At 34.8% G+C, this 20,324-nt stretch carries 13 protein-coding genes; 12 read left to right on the top strand and 1 reads right to left on the bottom strand.

Features of this window, described 5'->3' with window-relative positions:
• Nucleotides 1-7 precede the first annotated feature (7 nt).
• The 3 genes from BDR01S_RS07745 to BDR01S_RS07760 all read left to right on the top strand — a co-directional run bounded on the left by BDR01S_RS07745 (nt 8) and on the right by BDR01S_RS07760 (nt 2,539).
• Entirely contained in the window at nt 8-742 is a 735-nt protein-coding gene (locus tag BDR01S_RS07745; protein ID WP_066363098.1) for a DUF4230 domain-containing protein, read from the top strand.
• Nucleotides 743-1,299: 557 nt separating this feature from the next.
• Nucleotides 1,300-1,428 (top strand): hypothetical protein, encoded by a 129-nt coding sequence (locus BDR01S_RS26470; protein ID WP_268874658.1) that lies wholly within the window; start codon nt 1,300-1,302, stop codon nt 1,426-1,428.
• 751 nt (nt 1,429-2,179) lie between these two features.
• On the top strand, nt 2,180-2,539 hold the full coding sequence (locus BDR01S_RS07760; RefSeq protein WP_066250517.1) for a hypothetical protein: 360 nt from the start codon (nt 2,180-2,182) through the stop codon (nt 2,537-2,539).
• Nucleotides 2,540-2,624: 85 nt separating this feature from the next.
• Here BDR01S_RS07760 and BDR01S_RS07765 read toward each other — a convergent pair whose 3' ends face one another.
• Nucleotides 2,625-3,362 (bottom strand): restriction endonuclease, encoded by a 738-nt coding sequence (locus BDR01S_RS07765; protein ID WP_235846514.1) that lies wholly within the window; start codon nt 3,360-3,362, stop codon nt 2,625-2,627.
• Between the two features lie 104 nt (nt 3,363-3,466).
• Between BDR01S_RS07765 and BDR01S_RS07770 the strand changes: the two genes are divergently transcribed.
• The 9 genes from BDR01S_RS07770 to BDR01S_RS07810 all read left to right on the top strand — a co-directional run bounded on the left by BDR01S_RS07770 (nt 3,467) and on the right by BDR01S_RS07810 (nt 19,914).
• Nucleotides 3,467-4,939, top strand: a complete 1,473-nt coding sequence (locus tag BDR01S_RS07770) for an ATP-binding protein (RefSeq protein WP_066250520.1) — start codon at nt 3,467-3,469, stop codon at nt 4,937-4,939.
• Nucleotides 4,932-7,580, top strand: a complete 2,649-nt coding sequence (locus tag BDR01S_RS07775; RefSeq protein WP_066250523.1) for a Z1 domain-containing protein — start codon at nt 4,932-4,934, stop codon at nt 7,578-7,580. Before BDR01S_RS07770 ends, BDR01S_RS07775 begins: the two co-directional genes overlap by 8 nt.
• Nucleotides 7,581-7,602: 22 nt before the next feature.
• Nucleotides 7,603-8,631: a PD-(D/E)XK motif protein gene (locus tag BDR01S_RS07780; RefSeq protein ID WP_066250527.1), complete on the top strand. Its 1,029-nt coding sequence runs from the start codon at nt 7,603-7,605 to the stop codon at nt 8,629-8,631.
• On the top strand, nt 8,628-10,445 hold the full coding sequence (locus BDR01S_RS07785) for an AIPR family protein (RefSeq protein ID WP_066250529.1): 1,818 nt from the start codon (nt 8,628-8,630) through the stop codon (nt 10,443-10,445). The genes BDR01S_RS07780 and BDR01S_RS07785 overlap by 4 nt, the downstream gene beginning before the upstream one ends.
• Before the next feature lie 306 nt (nt 10,446-10,751).
• Nucleotides 10,752-12,470, top strand: a complete 1,719-nt coding sequence (locus BDR01S_RS07790; protein WP_066250530.1) for a DNA cytosine methyltransferase — start codon at nt 10,752-10,754, stop codon at nt 12,468-12,470.
• A 335-nt stretch (nt 12,471-12,805) separates the two neighbouring features.
• Nucleotides 12,806-14,236 carry an ATP-binding protein gene (locus BDR01S_RS07795; protein WP_066250533.1) on the top strand — a complete coding sequence of 477 codons (1,431 nt, stop codon included), beginning with the start codon at nt 12,806-12,808 and terminating at the stop codon, nt 14,234-14,236.
• Entirely contained in the window at nt 14,220-16,940 is a 2,721-nt protein-coding gene (locus tag BDR01S_RS07800) for a Z1 domain-containing protein (protein WP_066259652.1), read from the top strand. The genes BDR01S_RS07795 and BDR01S_RS07800 overlap by 17 nt, the downstream gene beginning before the upstream one ends.
• A complete protein-coding gene (locus BDR01S_RS07805; protein WP_235846515.1) occupies nt 16,933-17,856 on the top strand; it encodes a PD-(D/E)XK motif protein in 924 nt (307 codons plus the stop codon). The genes BDR01S_RS07800 and BDR01S_RS07805 overlap by 8 nt, the downstream gene beginning before the upstream one ends.
• Before the next feature lie 15 nt (nt 17,857-17,871).
• Entirely contained in the window at nt 17,872-19,914 is a 2,043-nt protein-coding gene (locus BDR01S_RS07810) for an AIPR family protein (protein WP_066250536.1), read from the top strand.
• Nucleotides 19,915-20,324 lie beyond the last annotated feature (410 nt).

Genomic DNA, 20,324 nt, shown 5'->3' on the forward strand with positions numbered 1-20,324 from the left:
GAAACATATGAGAGAAGAAAGCAAATTATCCAAAGGTGATCTAGATTATATTATTAATGAGCTGAAACAAACTCAAAAGGAAACAGCATCCACTTTAGCAATACAACCAGCTAGACCTGTTCATCGGCATCAAAAATTACAATGGTTTAAATCTCGGATTTTGGTAATTGTAATAGGGGTTATCGTTAGTCTAGGCATTTTATTTGCAGGGTATGTTTATTTACAAAAAGAAGAAACATTAAAAAGTACATCAGTCGTTGAGAGCATCCAAAAATTAGCTACATTGGCAACGGCACAAACACATATTAAAACTACTTTATCTAAAGAAGATAATAAATTATTTGGCAAAAGCATCCCATTGGATATTCCTGGGTCAAAAAGGGAGTTATTAATGGTCGCTTCTGGAGAAGTGACTGCAGGTGTTGACTTTGAAAATTTGACTAAAAGGGACATCACCTTGGATACCAACACGAAGGCGATTCATATCACTTTGCCGCGTGCCACCATTGTCCAAGCACCATCTATCGACTCAAAGGGCATTAAAGCCATTTCAGATGAAGGCATATTTCGTAGTGAAGTCAATCGGGATGAATGGTTCAAATTTGAAGATGCTGCTAAACAAAAGATAAAAAAGGAAGCCATTGAGTCTGGTCTTTTAAAAACTGCTGAAGATAATGCCCGCATTGCCCTAAAAGAATTTTTTAAAAATCTAAATTATACCGTAACGGTTACTTTCAAATAATCGGTTACAGCGTCACCTGTGTTAATAAGTGGTTCATAAGATGTTTCCCTCAAACTAATGGTTTGGGGGAATTTTTATGGCGAACAGTGACAGGTACTGTTCGCCATAAACAGGATATCATTCAATACTGTCGAATACTAAATACATAATAATTTTAGTCATGAGGGGTATATAATGTCAGGCCATTTTAATGATTTACTAAATTTACTAAAATTAAAAAATATTAACAATCCGAAAAATCCAGATTCGATGCAAATGAAGGACATTATAGGATTATATTTACAATATGACATGACACTGAACAATTTAAAACATATTTTAAATTTGCTGATCCTGGTGTTAAGTCTGTTATGGAAGGCTTAAGTAATTGAATCTCAAGTAATACTAAGATTTCTGAAAAAGTAATCAACGTTATTCAAACCACAATTGGATACTACAATGACCAAATTAAACTGGCAGATACTATAGAAGAACGAAGAGAGATTAGAAAAGAAATAGAAAAACTGATCATACATACTAGAGATGAGGCCGATAAAGCAAGAAAAAACAACGTTGATATGCTAATGATTGGTGCAGGGGCATGTGTCGTTATTGCTGGTGTGGGACTGGCAGTATTTGCGAAGAATAATGAAGTATTAAAAAAAGGCTTGAAGATGGTAGCCGAGGGTGCAGCAAAAAATTTATAAATAATAACATAAAATAGGAGCGATTATGATTAAAAAGTTTGAAGAATATATTTATATAATTAGTTTTATTTTGTTGATCCTAGTTGGCGTTATCCTAAAAGCTTACTTTAGTTATTCAATATTTAAAGAGTATGGCTTCATTAAGTGGGCATTAATAATATTCATAGTCGGCCCAATATTAGGTTTCATTTTACACTTAATTACTAATTTGATAAAAAGGTGATTGCGACAGCGCATAATGGCTAATATAAATCAAGCTGGTTTTTTCTTAAAAAAGAACGGCTATAAGTAGAATCCTCAATTTCTATTTTTTAGAAGGATCAACTATCATAGAATGTATCATTATGTGAATATGAAACTGGAGAATATAAGTATTCTACACCAAGATAAGGAGAAAGATAATAGATTAACTGCCTTTAGAGAGATACTAGAAGATAGTTATTGAAACCCATGCTAGGGTAATGGTCTTTATTTGGCTGGATGGATTGACCACCAAGAAGTTCCGAAAGTGTTTGACGGTAAACTCTGCACAACTCCGTTCACTGATGGAGTAATCATAAAATCATTTCCTCACAATTGGGATTTTGAACAACCAGGAAAAAGTCCACCAATACATCATTAAACCTCTTATTAGCCTCCATGAAGGACATTTTGATGCGGCATTAGGGTTGGAGGAAATTGTAGAGTAGGGACTACATATGATATCGAATATTCTTATCATCTCTTTAAGGGAAAGGATAAAGTAGCCTATATGAAAAAACAAATAAATCAAAAGCAATTTATTAATTCATATCGTTCTGCGGGGATCTGGTTTGTTGCACTTTATATGGAAGCTTTCTTATTAAGAATTGATGAACTACGTGATCCCAATAAAAAAACAAAATTAATTGAAGAAATATTTAATAATGGTGAGAGCTTTGATAAAGATGAAGGCGGTACAAGAACGAGGGTCAATTGCTTATTCCGAATTATCGAAGCTGGTAGAGTAATAGAGGCATTGGATGTAGCGGTTGCTTCTGAAAGATTAAGTAACGATTTTCCAGATGCTGCTTTTCAGGCAGAAGACTTGTTAATGAGAATCAACTCTGGTGCATTCGTCATACCAGATTAACAATAAATATACTTTGATACTTGAATAGTTCCTCATACAAAAAAGCAGGAAACTCTAACCGGCAATCTTAGAGTTTTCCTGCTTTTTAAATTGATGTACCAAAGTGGTTCGTTTGGTCGTTTACAGTATTTATGGTAATTGTTTCGGAAACGGGGTTATTATAATTCAACCACATTTCCACTAAATCAGTTCCTGTTATCAAATCAATATTTAAGCCATCTGCATATGAACGGGCATTTTCAGTAAAATTAGATGTAGTAACAACATATCCCTTTGAAGCATTTTGTTTTACCATGTTGGAGTGTATCAAAGCAATTGGTTCATATCCAATATCATCTTTGTAACACTTTACCTGACCTAACACTTTCCCTTCACCAATTCCATGTTCTACATCAACACCAAAATCCCCTGAACTTTTTGTGATAAAAATACTTTCACCATATTTATGTTTTAGTATTTCCGCGATAAAGTATTCAAAATCTATGGGATTATTTTTTAAAAAGATAGAAGAGTAGGATTTTTCTTCATTCTCTTTACAAAATCGTTGATAAATACCAAATGCTAATGTCCTTTTAAACTCCTCAGTAGATAAATATTTTTTATAGATCTCCGACTGCCTAGAATCCTTTCCTTTTTTCCATTGGAAAAAGATAAAACCCAATAAAATTAAAATTATTAAATAATCCATATTATCACCTCGAATATCAGTATTATCATTTAAATGAATTATATTCAAATTATTCTGTATTTTATTGATGGGTTTTAGAATCAAGAAATAAGTCAAGAGAAATAAGCCGTTGTTTTGACGGTGACGAAAATGCATATAAAATCTCACAGGATGAACGATAATTATCCACCTTTCGGTTTCCAATTTCCTAAATCTGTTATAATTGTAATAGTTATTTTCTCATGAAACGGAGTTTTAATATGAATGTAATTATTACGGAGCCATCGGCTGCACCAGTAATAAATGCCCTTCGATCAATAGGCTACAATGCCAGCACTGCTATTGCTGATTTAGTTGATAACAGCCTTGATGCAAAAGGATCAATTATTAATATAAATTTTGATTATGACGATTTAAATGGAGCTATTACAATAGATGATAATGGAACTGGTATGAATGAAGAGATGCTTCAGACAGCTATGAATATTGGATCGAAAGACCCGCGTGCAAAAAGAGGAGCTAACGAACTAGGAAGATTTGGTATGGGGTTAAAGACAGCATCCTTTTCATTGGGAAAACGTTTAAGTGTGCTAACAAAATGGAATGGAGTTTACCATGAAAGATGCTGGGATTTGGATCATGTATCGGAGTGTAATGAGTGGCAGTTGTTTACCTCAATTCCTGATGAAGTAAAGTTAAAAATGGGAACAATAGAAGGGGAAAGCGGTACGATCGTCTGTATCGATAAGCTGGACAGATTTATGGGATACGGCGGAAAGCGAACATTAAAAGAAACTAGTTTTTATAAAAAGGTTTCAAGAGTCAATAAACACTTGGAATTTGTTTTTCATTCCATTCTTGAAAAAAACGAAATAAAAATGTTTATCAACGGAAAAGAAATAATTCCTTGGGATCCATTCTTGAGAGCGCATCAACATACTCTTGAGGGAGAAACACAGGTTCTGAGAATTAATGAAAATAGAATAAAGGTTCAATATTTTATCCTTCCTCATGCATCTCACTTAACGGAACCTGAATATAAAAATGCTGGCGGTTACAAAGGATGGAGAGATCACCAAGGATTATACATATACAGGGAAAACAGACTCTTATACTTTGGAGATTGGATGGGGCTGTTTCCAAAGGATGCAGCTTCGCAGCTTGCCAGGGTACGAATTGATCTTCCAAATGAAGCTGATTCCGATTGGCAGGTTGATATAAAAAAATCTGGAATAAACCTTCCTGAAGATGCGAAAAGAAGACTTGAGGCTATATCAGCTATTGCACGTAAAGTCTCCAAGGAAATATTCTACTTCCGTACACAAGCCAAGACCCCAGGCCAATCTTTTAAAGGAAGTTTAAATACATGGGAACAGTCGGGAAGAGAGGATGGTCCACAATTTATTTTAAATAGAAGTCATCCAATTTTGACTGAACTTTTTAATAAGATGGATGACGAAGCAGCAAAACTCTTCAATTTATATCTAAAATTTGTGCAACTTGGTTCTCCAAGCAATATTATTGATTCGCCAAAGGTTCCAGAGGAAATGGTCCAAGAGGTGACCGAAGGTCAGAAAGAGCTGGTTACCCAGTTTGCTTCAACTTTGTTAAAACTAAATGTGGCTAATAATGAAGAACAGCTATTAAATATTTTAATTACACAGCCAGCTTTTGATGGACTAAATAGAGCAACTATGAAAAAGATCGTAACGGAGGCAGATATAATTGAATGAAGATGATATTAAAGTTCTTTTTGAAAAAACTTTCTCAACTAATTACTATAACCTAAAATCAGTTTCTAAAAGTCAGGATGAAGCAGCTGAAAACGCGATTAATTTAGCTAGAATCATTGTTTCAGGTTTCGGCAGTATAGATGAAAGCACATTTGAAATGTGGTCGCTGGAAATGTTCAGGAAATACAAAATTGGTACTGATATTATTAAGCCGCCCCCCGTTATGAGACCCGATAACGGCAAAAGCTGGTTCAGCCCAGAGATGATTTCCGGTAGCTTCTTTTGGACAAGGTACCGGCAATATTTGACCCAGATCAAAGGCTGGCCAATGGAATCGGTTGAGGCTATTGATGACACAACAAATGAAATTATGAAGTCCCTTGGGAATCCACAATCAATGGATCCATTTGATAAGCGCGGAATAGTCTTGGGGTTTGTACAATCCGGAAAAACAGCCAATTTTACAGGATTGATAAATAAGGCATACGATGTCGGCTACAAATTAATCATCGTTTTATCAGGGATTCATAATGACTTAAGAGCCCAAACGCAGATTAGGTTAAACCAAGAGGTTATTGGCACTGTAGATAAGGAAGGTAAGCCAATAGGAGTCGGCCAAATTTACCAGACTACCGCGGACCATATAATTACCTCCTGGACAACAGAAGAAAACGATATTAGTTCACAGCATGGCGGGATTAGGAACTTGAATTCTCCTACCTTGATGGTAGTAAAGAAAAATAAAACGGTGTTGGAGTCATTACGTGATCAGTTAATTTATCATCGTAAGTTACATGGTTTGGATATCCCTGTATTAATTGTAGATGATGAAGCCGACCAGGCCTCTGTTGATACATCTGATCCGAATAAAGACGAAGACCCGAAAACAATTAACAGACTGATAAGACAGCTATTAGAGATTTTCAGCCGTAAAGCTTACGCAGGTTATACCGCGACTCCTTTTGCGAATCTGCTCATTAGTACCGAGGCTGCCACATCTGAAGAGGGTAATGACCTTTACCCTAAAGATTTCTTGGTAGGTCTTCCAAAACCAAAGGATTATTGTGGTCCAGAGGAGTTCTTTAATGTTGAAGAAGATGCGGAAGATAAAAGGCCAAGTTTAATACGATATCTAAGAAATGAAGATACTGAAATTTTTACAACAATTAAGAAAAAAGCTGACGCAGATAAATTTGAAGAGGTTCCTCCTCAAATGCGAGAAGCCATATTAGCATTTTTACTAACCATTTCCATTAGAAATTTAAGGGGACAGCGGAAGACTCATAATTCCATGCTTATACATACCTCACGATTCAAAGATGTGCAATCCAATGTAAAGGATGAAGTAGCAAGGACTTTTGAATCTATTTCTAATCAGATTCAATATAATCCGAAAAGTAAAGTATTAGATGAAATTATGAAATTGTATGAAGAAGATTTTCAGCCCACTACAAAGGATTGGCCAGGGGAAGTTATTATTTTCAGCTGGAATGAGGTTTATGAAGAACTTAGAGTAGTCGTTGATATCATCAAAGTGTTTGAAATTAATGGGAACAGTAAAGACGCATTGGCTTACAATCAATATAAAGAAGATGGATTAAATGTGATAGCAGTCGGCGGTGACAAATTATCTAGAGGATTAACACTAGAGGGGCTTAGCATTACCTATTATTTCAGAAATACTCTAATGTATGACACCCTTATGCAAATGGGACGTTGGTTTGGATATAGAAAAGGTTATATGGATTTATGCAGAATCTACACTTCTGAGGAAATCGCATCTAACTTTGAGCATTTAGCTATCGCAATGGTAGAGCTAAGGGAAGAGTTTGATAGGCTTGCGGAAATGGGCAAAACACCTTCTGAATATGCAGTGAGAATGTTAAGTCATCCTACCATGACATTAACCAGTCCATTAAAAATGAGAAATGCAATTTCATCAAACATTATCTATGGCGGCACATTGCAGCAGACTAGACTTTTTGGGACTGATGAACAGTTTTATAAAGCAAATATGAAGGCAACCGAGTCACTAGTGAATAATCTTACTTTTGTAAAAACCAATTTTGGTAAAGGGAAGACCAGCTATTATGTAGATACAGATGTAAAAGCCGAGATTGTGAAAGAGTACCTTTCTAAATATGAAACTAAAGGAACTAAAGCAGTTTCAGGATTGATGAGGGATTATATTGGCCTTGCTAATGAAAATGGGGAACTGCTAAACTGGACTGTTGCTATTGTTGAAGGTGATCCTGGTGACCGAACAGGGATTGGACAATATCCAGTCAGCTTAGGGAGCTTATATTTAGAATCGGCAGTTGGCCGCGGAACTGGGATTGAACCGCCAATCAATAAGAATCAAGATGTTGATATAAAGGCCATCGTTGCCGCTAATCAAGAGTACATTGATATTGATCCTGAAAAAGTTAAAGGGAAAAAGGATAGGATGGATAAACGTAAGCTTCGCCCAAAGGAAAGTGGGTTGCTTTTAATCTATCCATTAAACCCAAATGTTCCTGTCTTTAAGAGTTTAAATGTCCCATTTTCTGAAAAACTTGTCCCAGTTGGAGTTGCAATTTCGTTCCCATTCACAGAAATTGACGAGACAGACGTTTACCAGACAAATAAGACTGTCCATTAACATTGTTTAAAGGAGAATAGCTGTGGTAAACCTAAAAATAGAGTTTGATGAAATGATTAAGGGGCTTAATAACCAGGCGGAAAGTGAATTTTATAAACTAAATGTGCTTACCTATGAGGCTCCTGTCATTTTTGCAGGAATTGATGCTGGAAATTATAGCAGGCAGCTTTATATTGATTTAGGCAAATCGCCTTGGGAGGAAGAACAATTAAGTGCTCTTCCCAAATGGCGTGGATTAACTATAAAGATCGAGTACTTTGAGAAGATTTTCTCATTAAAAAACCGCCATTTTTTAATAATAAGTCAGGAAGACGAGCAAAGTACGGAGATATATGATTCAGTACTGCAAAATTTGGTTGATCATCTACTAAATAATAAAGAAAGTTCTTTATTTGCAACGGTTTTTAGTGTCTTAGACAGATGGAGGACTTTTTTCAAAAGAGGTGGCTTTAGAAAATTATCTGAAGAGCAGCAAAGAGGTTTGTTTGGAGAACTTTGGTTTATTAATGAGTGGCTGGATAAGTTTCCAGGGCAGCCTCCGCTTATTGTTGAACAATGGGAGGGGCCAACCAAAGGAAGAATCGATTTTACAAGCGGTAAATGCGGGTTAGAGATTAAGACCGTAAATGATAAATTAACTAAATCAATTAAAATTTCAAATGAGGATCAATTAAAGATTAGTGATGCTATATCGACAATCTATTTATATGTCTGTTTCCTGGAGCCGAGTAAAACTCATGGAATATCTCTCCAGGAGCTTGCCGAACAGGTAAAAAGAAAGATAGCAGATCGATCGGAAAGAATCGCTCTAATATATAATGATCTTTTGACAGACCTAGGATTTAGCGAAGAGGAATATGGGGAACCAAAATATTTTGTAGAGAAGATTGAGGTCTATGAAGCTGGAGAAAACTTTCCAAGATTATTAAAAGAAGATCTGCCCAAAGGTATTTCTCATGTTACATATAATATAGATCTCACCCATTGTTCAGATTTTGAAAGAGATCCGGAGACAGTATATCAATACTTTAGAGTGGATGGGGAAAAATGATTGAACTTAGACAAAGAAAAGAATTTCTTATAGATTTTATGGAAGAGTTGGAAGAAAAGGCTATAAAGGCAGGAAGTTATCAGATTCCATTTCTGGACAAGATGCTGGGCTTTATGGATAGACCTGATGAGCCTGAAATTTTATTTCCTCCTTATTTAGATACTGCGAAAAATATTGCCGTCAATGCGTATTCTTTTGACGAAGAGAATAATGTATTAGATCTATATGTAGTAGATTATAATTTCGAGCAAAATGAAGATGATTTGCTTACTATTAGCATGACGGCTGTATCAGAAATTGCAAACAAGGCCAAAAGGTTCCTAACAAATGTACCAGTGTTAATGCAGTCAATTGACCAATCATTGCAAGCATTTGACCTTGCAAAAATGATTTCTGAACAAATGGAATCGATCAATGAAGTAAATCTTTTTGTTATCACAAATATGTATTACACATCGAATAAACCCGTTGATCTAACCATTCCAGGCATTGAAACGGTTAACGTACAAGTTTGGGATATTGATCGTGTTCAGCAGCTGATTACGGCTGAACAAGGAGTCGAGACAGATTACATTGATTTTGAAAGAGACTACGGGGAAACTTTTAATATGATGCTTGTACCAGACCCTGTTAGCGGGATAAAGAATTTTGATTGTTACGTAGGCTATATATCAGCTGAACTGTTGGCGAAGGCATATGATGAATGGGGTCAGAAACTTGTTGAACGAAATGTAAGGTCGTTCTTACAAGCAAGAGGAGGAACAAACAAAGGAATACGTGATACTCTTAAGGACCCATTTCAACGTAAAATGTTTGTAGCTTACAATAATGGGATCTCAACCGTAGCGCGATCAGCCGAACTTGAAAAGGTTGAAGATGGAGTAGATGTATATAAAATAAAACGGCTCAGCGGCTGGCAAATTGTTAATGGTGGTCAAACTACGGCATCTATTCATCAGGCATATAAGGATGGAATTAACTTAAAAGATGTCTTTGTTCAGTCGAAGCTAACCATTCTTCAGGTGAACGAGTTCGTTAAGACTGACCAGCACCTTTTGGAAGATGAGATGGTTTCGCGAATATCCCAATATGCCAATACACAGAACAAAATTAATAAATCGGACCTCCTAGCGAATTCTAGATTTATGTCGGACCTAGAGAAGTTTTCACGAAATATATGGATTCCTGTTTTTGACGGACGCAGACCTGAAAGCAAATGGTACTTTGAACGTGCTAGAGGTCAGTATATGGTGGATATTAACCGAAGAAAAAGAGGGAAAGAACAAACAGAATTTAAAAAGCAATATCCAAAAGAAAAGGTTTTGACGAAGATAGATATTGCCAAACACTTTATGTCATGGGAAGGCTATCCTCATATCTCTAGTAAGGGCGGGGAGGAAGCCTTTAAAAAGTTCATGGATTTAAACAAGGAGTTTTGGAAGAGCGATGGTAACTTACAATCCAAAATGACTTTGTCTGTATATCAAAAGTTAATAGCACGATCTATCATTAATAAACGAGTTCAGGAAATAGTAGAAGAGATGAACCTTCGAGGATACAAGGCAAATGTTATCTACTATGCTACATCAATGCTCAATCATTTATACGGCGAAAAGATAGATTTAGTCGAAGTGTGGGAAGCGCAGGCATTATCGGATAAATGGGATGAAGTTATCCGTATTATGGCTGATAAAACACTTGCCTTCCTTAAGGACTCAGCTGGGGACCGAAACGTGACTCAGTGGGCAAAGCAGGAAGCTTGTTGGAGTCAGTTCAAGGAAAGCTGTTCGAAGGAATTGAGTAATCTTATTTAAAAATATAGAACACTCTTGTCTTCGCTTTGGGAAGATTAGGGTGTTTTTTCCTTCTGCTATTTTGCAAATTATTAAAGCTCAGTTTAGAATGTGGAAGATAGAAACTAACAATGAAATAACATAATTTTTCCTTTGAAAACGTACATACATTTTTAATAGTTTTGATGATATAATTAATAAGTTATAACTTAAAATTTGATACAGAACATATGTTTCTGTAAAATAGAATATATAAGACTCCTTTTTAATTCATGAAAGGAAATTTTTATAAATATCAAGAAGAGTTCTTCTTGTAGGAGTGAGGATATGGAAGATAAACTACAAGTGTTGGATCTTTTTGCAGGTGCTGGCGGTCTCAGCCACGGATTTGAACAAACTAATGAGTTTAAAGTGAAAATTGCGGTAGAAATTAATACGAATGCAAGATTGACTTATGAGCGTAATCATCCAGATGCTAAATTACTAAAAGATATAACTAAAATAGATTATAAAAATAAAGATGGAGTCCTTTTAGAAGACTTCAGTGATATTGATGTAATAATTGGTGGACCTCCTTGCCAGGGATTTTCTAATGCTAATAGGCAGAAGAACACTCTTATTTCATCCAATAACCAGCTTGTTAAAGAGTACATTCGTGCGATAGAAGAAATAATGCCAAAAGCTTTTGTTATGGAAAATGTAAAATCTATTGTTTCTGATAAGCATAAGTTCTTTTTAAGTACGGATTATGAGAAGGAGTTAGAGGATTTAAATATTGTTCCGACCATTGAGAAAATAAAAATTGGAACTTTAAAAAAGTACACAGAAGAATTTATAGCCTTTTTATGGAGTGCGTATCAGCAAGAAAAGCAAGAAATAGATTTATCTCGCTACTTGATTGATATTGCAGTATTATCAAAATTTAATTCCTTATTAAGGTCGGTTAAAAATCATTCTAATAATGAAATATTTGATTTCTTTAATAAAGAAACCAATAAAAAGTATTTTGAAAAATTATTAAGTAATAATTGGGATAAAATTCATAAGGAATTTTGGGATAATTCTTATGAACAGAATTGGAATCTCCTAGGTATTACTTTAAGGGATATACTTAAAAACAACGAATATAATTTTCATGAATTTACTTTATTACTAGAAGATATTATTGAAGCCCAAAAAGTAATCAATAAAATATCTGAAATAATTTATTATAAAATCATTTTGGATGACATAAAAATTGATAATAACAACGTTGAGGTCCATATAAAATCTTTTAATGTTTTTAAATATATTAGAGCAAAGCTTTCGAGCCTAGGATATGTGTTGAATGATGAGGATAATCAAATTTTTAACGCAGCTAGTTTTGGGGTTCCTCAAGAAAGAAGAAGACTTATTTTAATTGGGGTCTTAAAAGACAAATTAGTAGGTGAGTCAGTAAAAATACCAGTCCCATTATTTGATAAGAAAGAAGACTTCTATAAGATACATGATGCAATCGGTGACTTGGAAAAACTTGAGCCCACAACCAACGTTACTGAAGATGAGATAAGTAGGATCAGTCCAATTACTGGTAATAGATTAAACCAATATTTAATCAATAACAGTAATATTGTTTATAATCATGTAAGAACGGAATCAAGAGAAATGGCGCAAAAAAGGTTCAAGGCTCTTACATCAGGTCAAAATTTTCATGATCTGGATGAATCATTAAAGTCAACATATAGTGATCACAGCAGAACTCAGAACACTATTTATAAGAGACTCGACTATAATCAGCCTTCTGACACAGTTGTTAATGTAAGAAAGTCAATGTGGATACACCCAAAGTTAAATAGGGCGATTAGTATTAGAGAAGCAGCTAGATTACAATCTTTTCCGGATACTTATCAGTTTTATGGAACAAAGGATTCGCAGTATCAGCAAGTAGGGAATGCAGTACCTCCATTAATGGCTAGATTTGTAGCAGAAAGTATACTGGAGTCACTCGGAATAGATATTAAAGAAAAGATTAAGGATATTTTACAGCTACAAAAAGTTTTTCAATAACTTCTTTATATAGAAATTGAAGGGAGCCAATTTATATTGGCTCTCTTTTTAAGTTTAAAGTTACTATTATTTACTTTTTTTACAAATTTCCTTAGGACAATTCTGGGAATTTATAAACTCTTTTCTATTAATATGTTAAAATTATTGGAGAATATAAATAAGTTCGAAACATTTCAATTATAGTAAATTTAATTTATTTATAACTGACCGTTTTATTTCACTTTCAGGAGTTACAGATATTATAGAAAGTGTTATTAAAATATGTAAAATGACTTTAAACAACATTCCTAATCATTAGAGAAGGATATTTTATATAAAGATAGGATGGCGAAGAATTGATTACAGAAGTAGTACAACCTATTGTATCAAATTTTATTAAGTCTTTGAGAGATATAGGGTATACCTTTGAGGTTGCTGTTGCGGATGTGTTAGATAATAGCATTACAGCAAAAGCAAATAATATACAAATTGCTTGCATTCCTGACCCAAATACAATATTTACTTTATTAGATAATGGTAATGGTATGACTAATATTGAGTTAATTAGCGCAATGCGTTTAGCTGCTAATGATCCGGATTCTCTTAGGGATGGCAGTGATTTAGGAAAGTTTGGATTGGGGTTAAAAACAGCATCTTTTTCACAATGCACTGACTTAACTGTCTTATCAAAGAAAAATGGAATCGTTTCCATTAAACAGTGGGACTTAAATTATATTTCAAAGGAAAACGAATGGTTATTAATAACACCTAGTATAAATGATTACCAAAATGCCCCTTTGTTCGAGGAGTTTATGAATCAGGAATGTGGAACTTTAGTAGTATGGCGTGGTATAGATACTTTTTCTAAATCTGATATACCTAATAAGTTAGATGTTTTGCGAAGTCATTTATCTTTAGTCTTTCATTGCTTTTTAGAAGGAATTGTTCCTGGTAAAAAGGCACTGAAAATTTCAGTTAATGGTCAAACGTTGGAACCATTTAATCCGTTTAACCCAAAACATATTGCTACACAGCAATTGATATCGGAAAAAATTAAATACAAAAATTCAGAAATAACGGTACAGCCATATATATTGCCACATCATTCGAAGCTTTCGCAACTGGAATTTGATAAATACGCTACAAAAGACGGCTATACGAAATCGCAGGGATTTTATTTATATCGTGCCCATCGCCTGCTTATTCACGGCACATGGTGGGGAATGCATAGAACAAATGATGCCCATAAGCTTGTGCGGATTAAGATAGATATCCCGAACAATCAGGATCACGATTGGGGTATTGATATTAAGAAGTCATCAGCCAATCCTGTAAGTGAAATAAAAAAAGATCTAAAACGTATCATTCAGCAGGTAACAGTAAAGGGTTCAAGACCCTTTACAGGCAGAGGTAAAAAGATTGAGGACAAAACAACCACTCGTTTTTGGGAGCTGGTTGCAGATAATAAGGAAATTCATTTTGCAATCAATCGTGAGCACCCGATTATCAAAAGTCTTGAAGATACACTAAGAGAAGACCAACATCATCTATTGAATGTTATTTTAATGGGGTTAGAAAGCTATCTGCCACTAGATGCAATTGTTGCACAGTTAAATACCAATCCGTTAAAAGTCAACCAGGAAACATTAATTAATGAAAATGAGATAAAAATGCTAGTGGAAAATTGGCGTTCAAAGGGTATAAGTGAAGCATTCATAAAGGAATTACTTAAGACGGAAGTATACAAAAACAAGGAGGGTTATTTTGAAAATGCAAACCAACACTGAGACAAATCATCAGACAATGTATAACCAAGTAAAAGAAAAGATTTCAGGAACTCTTCAGGAACAAAGTGGTTTGCAGGAAGATACCATCCAAGCAGTTATCGAAGAATGGAAAACTTTAATCAAAGTTACACAACCCCAGTACTTAAAGACTATTTTAGGAATAGCAGATGCTAATAATATACGCGAATTATCATCAGAGGAATGGAAATATCTCCAAAATGAAATGGAGCAATCCTTTAACGTACGAATCACCACTGGGATTCTTGTAACAGGTGAAGAGCAGAAGAATAGAGACACCACTTGGTGGACAGGGAAAAAACAGCTCCAATCTGATAATTATTATCTAACTAATTATATGACGTACATGAAACGTGATTTACCGCAAAAAGTACTAGAAACTATTAATGAAGATACTGATGCCATTATGAATAACTTAGCAGATCCTGATTTAGAGTCCTTCTCAAGGTATGGTATGGTTGTCGGCCATGTCCAATCAGGAAAGACCTCTAACTATGCTTCGTTAATTTGTAAGGCTGCTGATGCCGGTTATCGTTTTATCGTTGTTATTGCCGGCGGGCAAAATAACTTGCGAGACCAGACACAAGCACGATTAGATGAAGTGTTTGTCGGAGCAAATTACATTGGTGTCGGGCAATTAGCTGGATTTAAAAGAGAAAAAATGCCTGCAAGTTTAACCAATGCAAAAAATGATTTTAAAGTTGAAACTGCAAGAGCGCAGGGAACTACAAACTTTGATAATATGAAGCAACCAATTTTAGTTGTGATTAAAAAACATACGAAGACTTTAGATCATCTATTAAAATGGTTAGATATTCATTATAAGAATCAGGTGGATAAACCGATGCTGGTCATTGATGATGAATCAGATTATGCGTCGATTAATACAAAAAAAGAAGAAGATCCAACCGTTATCAATGAGAAGATACGGCTTCTTTTACAGAAATTCAAGAAAAGTGCCTATGTAGCCTATACGGCAACGCCATATGCTAACATTTTCATCGATCATAATGCGAAAAATGATGGTGCAGGCAGAGATTTATTCCCGAGCGATTTTATTTACGCGTTAGAAGCACCATCTAATTATTTTGGTGCAGAGAAGATTTTTAATAAAGACAATGAGAAGTATGTGGTCGAAATTCCTATTGATGAAGTTGTTTATGAACTAGATGAGGACATTCTCTATCCTCCAAATGAAATCCCTTTTGTCATTAAACACAAAAAGGACTATGATAGTGAATTAAAAAAACTGCCTGAAAGTTTAAAGGATGCCGTTCGTTTATTTGTTATTAATATAGCGATTCGTAATTTACGTAATCAAAAAAAGCATAATAGTATGTTAATCCATATTTCTAGATTCACTGGCGTTCATGTTAAGGTGAAAAAACTAGTAGCAAGTTACTTTGAGGATCTTAAAGCGGAAATTAAAGCATACGGTAACCTAGCGAATCCGAGCAAGTATCCACATTTGAATGATATGAAAGATACATTTTCTGCAAGATTAAAAGGAATCGAGTTCGATTTTGGCACGATTTTAAAAGAAGTATGTTTATTAGTAGATTCCATCCAAGTTGTAGATGTACATCAAAAAGCCAAAATACCTTTAGCATATCGAAAGGATGTTCAATCAAATGTTATCGTAATTGGCGGGTTAAGCCTGTCCCGCGGTTTTACATTAGAGGGATTAAGTGTTAGTTATTTCTTAAGAACGACTATTTACTATGATACATTAATGCAAATGGGAAGATGGTTTGGTTACCGAATTGGTTATGAAGATATTTGCAGGGTGTACTTAACGGATGATATAAATAAGAAATTTGGTTTTATTATTGATGCTACCAATGAATTAGTCAGCCGTTTAAATGTTATGCGAGAAGAAAATTTAACACCGGATGACTTTGGATTGGCCGTTCAATTGCATCCAGACAGTCTCCTTCAGGTGACAGCCCGTAATAAGTCAAAATATACAGAAGATATGTATATAGAGATGAACCTGGATGGACAGATTAAAGAAACTAGATGGATCAGCAATATACCAGCAGATCTTGATGCAAATGAAGCACTGTTAAAAGGAACGATCCTAGCCCTACAAAATGGCGGTTTCGAGCATATAGCAACCGATAGTCATGTTTGGAAAAATGTTGATAAAACGATTGTTCAACGATTCGTGGGAAATTACAGATTATATAAAAATGACCCTTTGGGATTAAAATCGAGAATGCCGATTGAATTTATTAAAGATTATATTGAAAGAGTTAATATAGACTGGGATGTAGTCTTATACAATGGTAAAGACGACGCTGAATTTTTCCAGGTTGATTCCATACAAGTACATCGGCAATACCGGTCTGTAAAAGAAAAACAGGGGTATTTCGAAGTAGCTAATAGACAGCTTTCACGTGCGAATCCGGAAAGTATTATCATGCCGGCCAAATTCAAAAAATTAATATCACCTCAAATGCGCGGAAAATTGGAGAAACCAGTACTTTTCGCGCATGCGTTAGAACTTGAGGATTCAAATAATAATATTAAAATAAACGCTGTTGGGTTTAGTATCAGCTTCCCAACCTCAATTGATCCCTTTGTTAACAATGTAAAAGTTCGAATTAATAGTGTGTATAAAAAGCAGCTGGAAGAAGCTTATAAAGAAGAAGCTGATGAAGACGGTGTCTACGAAGATGAATAATCCCTGGTTGCAATTAGACCGGCTCAGCCGGATAAGAGTTAAAGAATCAATCAAATACAATGCGTTTTGGATTGTGGATGCCTTCAATCAATATGGATTAATGATTCAATGTGATGAAGACTTTATGCAGCCTATCCGCGAGATTAAGCTGAATGGAATTCAGATTCAGCTTGATCAATCTTCAACTCCGAATAAGCTGATTTTACTATTAAAAGAAACGAAGGACTGGGAAATTTTCTTAATCCTTTGCAATGACTTACTTAATGTTATGAAGCAACATGATGAAGATATTATTGTAAATGTAATGAAGCGGTTAGAACGCTGGCAAAAGTTGCTTCGCAAATCTGCCTTTAAAATTATGTCCAAAGAAGAACAAATGGGCTTGTACAGCGAATTAAAAATTTTACGTGATTACATCATTCCTGCCTATGGATATAGTGCCGGTATCCACGGCTGGGTTGGCGCACTTGGAGATAAACAGGATTTCCTTCTGGAGAACTTCGCAATTGAAGTAAAATCCTTTCGGATGACTTCAGGTAATCTTGTTTGGATTTCTTCAAAAGAACAATTGAATTCAGAAAAAAATCCTTTGTATCTTTTTGCCTGTGCTCTAAATGAAGCAGGTAGCGGGGAAACCATAGCGGACTTAGCTAAATCTATTAAAGAAAAAATTGCAAATGAAAGCCTTTCAACTGAGTTTATTGAGAAGGTTGAAGTGTATGGTTATTTTCCAGAAATACCGCAAGAATCTCTATCAAAGTTTCTTTTGGAGCAAGTTAAGGGTTATGAAGTACGAGATGGATTTCCTAAAATAGCTTTGGAACATGTTTCTCCGTTGATACCAAACATGAAATACAGCATTGAGTTATCAGGCTGTTCACAGTTTAAGGTGAATATGAATGCAATTTTTAAATAAATGGAGATGTAAATAATGATAACTTTAGAAGAGTTCCATCAAGACTTCTTACAATCTATCCTTTCTGATTCAGAAAGCCGTGGATTAATGAAAGCCCAATCATTTTTCGAATTAGTATGTGAGGATCTCATGCAGGTGGGGGACTTGACCAATAATTACGAAATGGCAGAGTTTATTAAAACTGGCTGCGAAGTGTATGGATATGATTTTGATGAGGATCGGAAAATATTTACACTAATTAATTTTCAATTCTTTCAGGATGATGGGATCGAAACATTAACGAAACAGCATGTAACGACAAAGTTTAAACGCTTGAAAAAATTTGCAGAATTAAGCCTGGATGGTTTATATCAAGATTTAGAAGAAACATCTGATGCTTATTCACTGGCATTTAATTTACATCGACATTCGCATAATAAGTTAATTGATAAGTTCCGTTTGATTATTTTAACCGATGGTAAATTGACAAGTACTATTTCACGTATTCCAAATGAATCGGTTGAAGGTATTTTATGCGAACATCAAATTATTGATATTAATTATTTATATAGTATCTTCATGTCTGAAAACGGATCAGGTTCATACGAAATTAACTTGAATATACCGTTTTTAGAAGTTCATACCCAATCTGATGAATATCAATCCTATTTAGGGATTATGGACGGGGAACAATTATTTAAAATATATGATGATTACGGGCAAAAACTTCTTGAAGAGAATGTTCGTACCTTTTTACAATTTAGGGGCGGGGTTAACAAAGGAATACGAAATACTATTCAATATAAACCGGATATGTTTTTCGCATATAATAATGGAATCACTGCAACGGCAACTAATGTTGAAACACGAGATGGAAAAATTACCAAAATAACAGATTTTCAAATTGTGAATGGCGGTCAAACCACGTCTGCCATCTATGCAGCTAAAAAGAACTCAAAAATTGATATCTCAAAGATATCGGTCCAAATGAAATTATCAGTTGTGAATAATATTGAGAAAAAAGGCGAGTTTGTATCGAGCGTATCTCAGTATGCCAATACTCAAAATAAAGTAAACAAGTCTGATTTCTTCTCAAATAGTCCATTCCATAAAGAAATGAAGGATTATTCAAAACGGATTTGGGTGTCTTCTCGCGGAGGTTCTCAGAAACGTACTCATTGGTTCTATGAAAGAGTACGCGGAGAGTATTTAAATGAGCAGGCCTATTTAACTCCAGCGAAGAAAAGACAATTCCAGCTAGAAAATCCAAAAGATAAGCTGATTGAAAAAACATTCTTGGCAAAGAGTGAAATTGCTTGGGACCGAAAACCGCATATCGTTTCGAAAGGTGCACAATACAGCTTTGAAGAGTTTGCGAATTCGGTAACAGATACGTTAGAGAAAAATCAAATGGCGATAACAGAAAAGTATTTTAAGGATGCTGTTTCAAGGATCATTCTATTTAGAGCAACTGAAAAGATTGTCTCGAAGGCTTCTTGGTATGAAAATGCCTTCAGAGCACAAACAGTTGCGTATTCTATAGCATTGCTCTCACATGCAATTCATAAAAAGAAGGTATTTTTTGACTTTTCTAAGATATGGGAAGAACAGGACTTGCCGGCTGAATTAATAGGATTAATGAATGTCATTACTAAGAAAGTATATAACAGAATTACGAATCCACCAGCAGGAACAGCCAATGTTGCACAATGGTGTAAAAAAGAGGCATGCTGGAACGACGTTCGTGGCATAGAGTTTGATTTATCACCACTTAAGAAAATGGTTATCACTACTGAAGAAGCAAAGTATGAGCAAAAATCTGGAAAAAGAGAAAAAGAATTAGACAACGGTATTGAAATCCAAGCGTTTGTTATTCAAACCAATTTTGAACATTGGATTCAGCTTTTCGGCTATTATCAAAGCAATAATAACTTAAGGTCATTAACCATTACTCAAAGGGACATCTTAATGAGATATATCAACGGAAAACTCTCTTTACCATCTGAAAAACAGTCGAAAGTACTCTATTCCTTATATCAGAAAGCTGCTAAAGAAGGATGGGAAATATTAAATAGTTAAATAAACGTAGCACTTTTTGTATAGAGAGGAGATTAATTATAAGATATGTATGTATCGAGCGCTGTGAAACGTAACTATGCAAAGTTTATTGGGCTTTACTAACAAGAATACAGTTTTTAAATGACGTTTACATATTAACACTTGAATTAGATAATATGAAGCATTCGGTGCCATTTAGCAACGGGTGCTTTCTTATTTTCCCCGTATGTTACAATGAGCAATACTTCATTGCTTACATCTATTCCAGAACTTTATTCCCCTAATCGCAGTCATCCATCCGTTCTTAAAGGAGGATTAACAAAGTGTTGATCACTATATTCACTCAAAAAGTTTTTGTCTAAGTTACCAAAAATGACTACATACTTAATATGTTTTCCATCACTCTTTTGAATAGGGAACTTTATTTTCAT

This window comes from Neobacillus drentensis NBRC 102427, from assembly GCF_001591445.1.
Classification (GTDB): Bacteria; Bacillota; Bacilli; order Bacillales; family Cytobacillaceae; genus Neobacillus; species Neobacillus drentensis.

Excerpts from the sequence above, each read along its gene's own strand:
- BDR01S_RS07745 (WP_066363098.1), top strand. The coding sequence starts at position 8 with ATGAGAGAAGAAAGCAAATTATCCAAAGGTGATCTAGATTATATTATT.
- BDR01S_RS26470 (WP_268874658.1), top strand. The coding sequence starts at position 1,300 with ATGCTAATGATTGGTGCAGGGGCATGTGTCGTTATTGCTGGTGTGGGA.
- BDR01S_RS07760 (WP_066250517.1), top strand. The coding sequence starts at position 2,180 with ATGAAAAAACAAATAAATCAAAAGCAATTTATTAATTCATATCGTTCT.
- BDR01S_RS07765 (WP_235846514.1), bottom strand. The coding sequence starts at position 3,362 with ATGCATTTTCGTCACCGTCAAAACAACGGCTTATTTCTCTTGACTTAT.
- BDR01S_RS07770 (WP_066250520.1), top strand. The coding sequence starts at position 3,467 with ATGAATGTAATTATTACGGAGCCATCGGCTGCACCAGTAATAAATGCC.
- BDR01S_RS07785 (WP_066250529.1), top strand. The coding sequence starts at position 8,628 with ATGATTGAACTTAGACAAAGAAAAGAATTTCTTATAGATTTTATGGAA.
- BDR01S_RS07790 (WP_066250530.1), top strand. The coding sequence starts at position 10,752 with ATGGAAGATAAACTACAAGTGTTGGATCTTTTTGCAGGTGCTGGCGGT.
- BDR01S_RS07800 (WP_066259652.1), top strand. The coding sequence starts at position 14,220 with ATGCAAACCAACACTGAGACAAATCATCAGACAATGTATAACCAAGTA.
- BDR01S_RS07805 (WP_235846515.1), top strand. The coding sequence starts at position 16,933 with ATGAATAATCCCTGGTTGCAATTAGACCGGCTCAGCCGGATAAGAGTT.
- BDR01S_RS07810 (WP_066250536.1), top strand. The coding sequence starts at position 17,872 with ATGATAACTTTAGAAGAGTTCCATCAAGACTTCTTACAATCTATCCTT.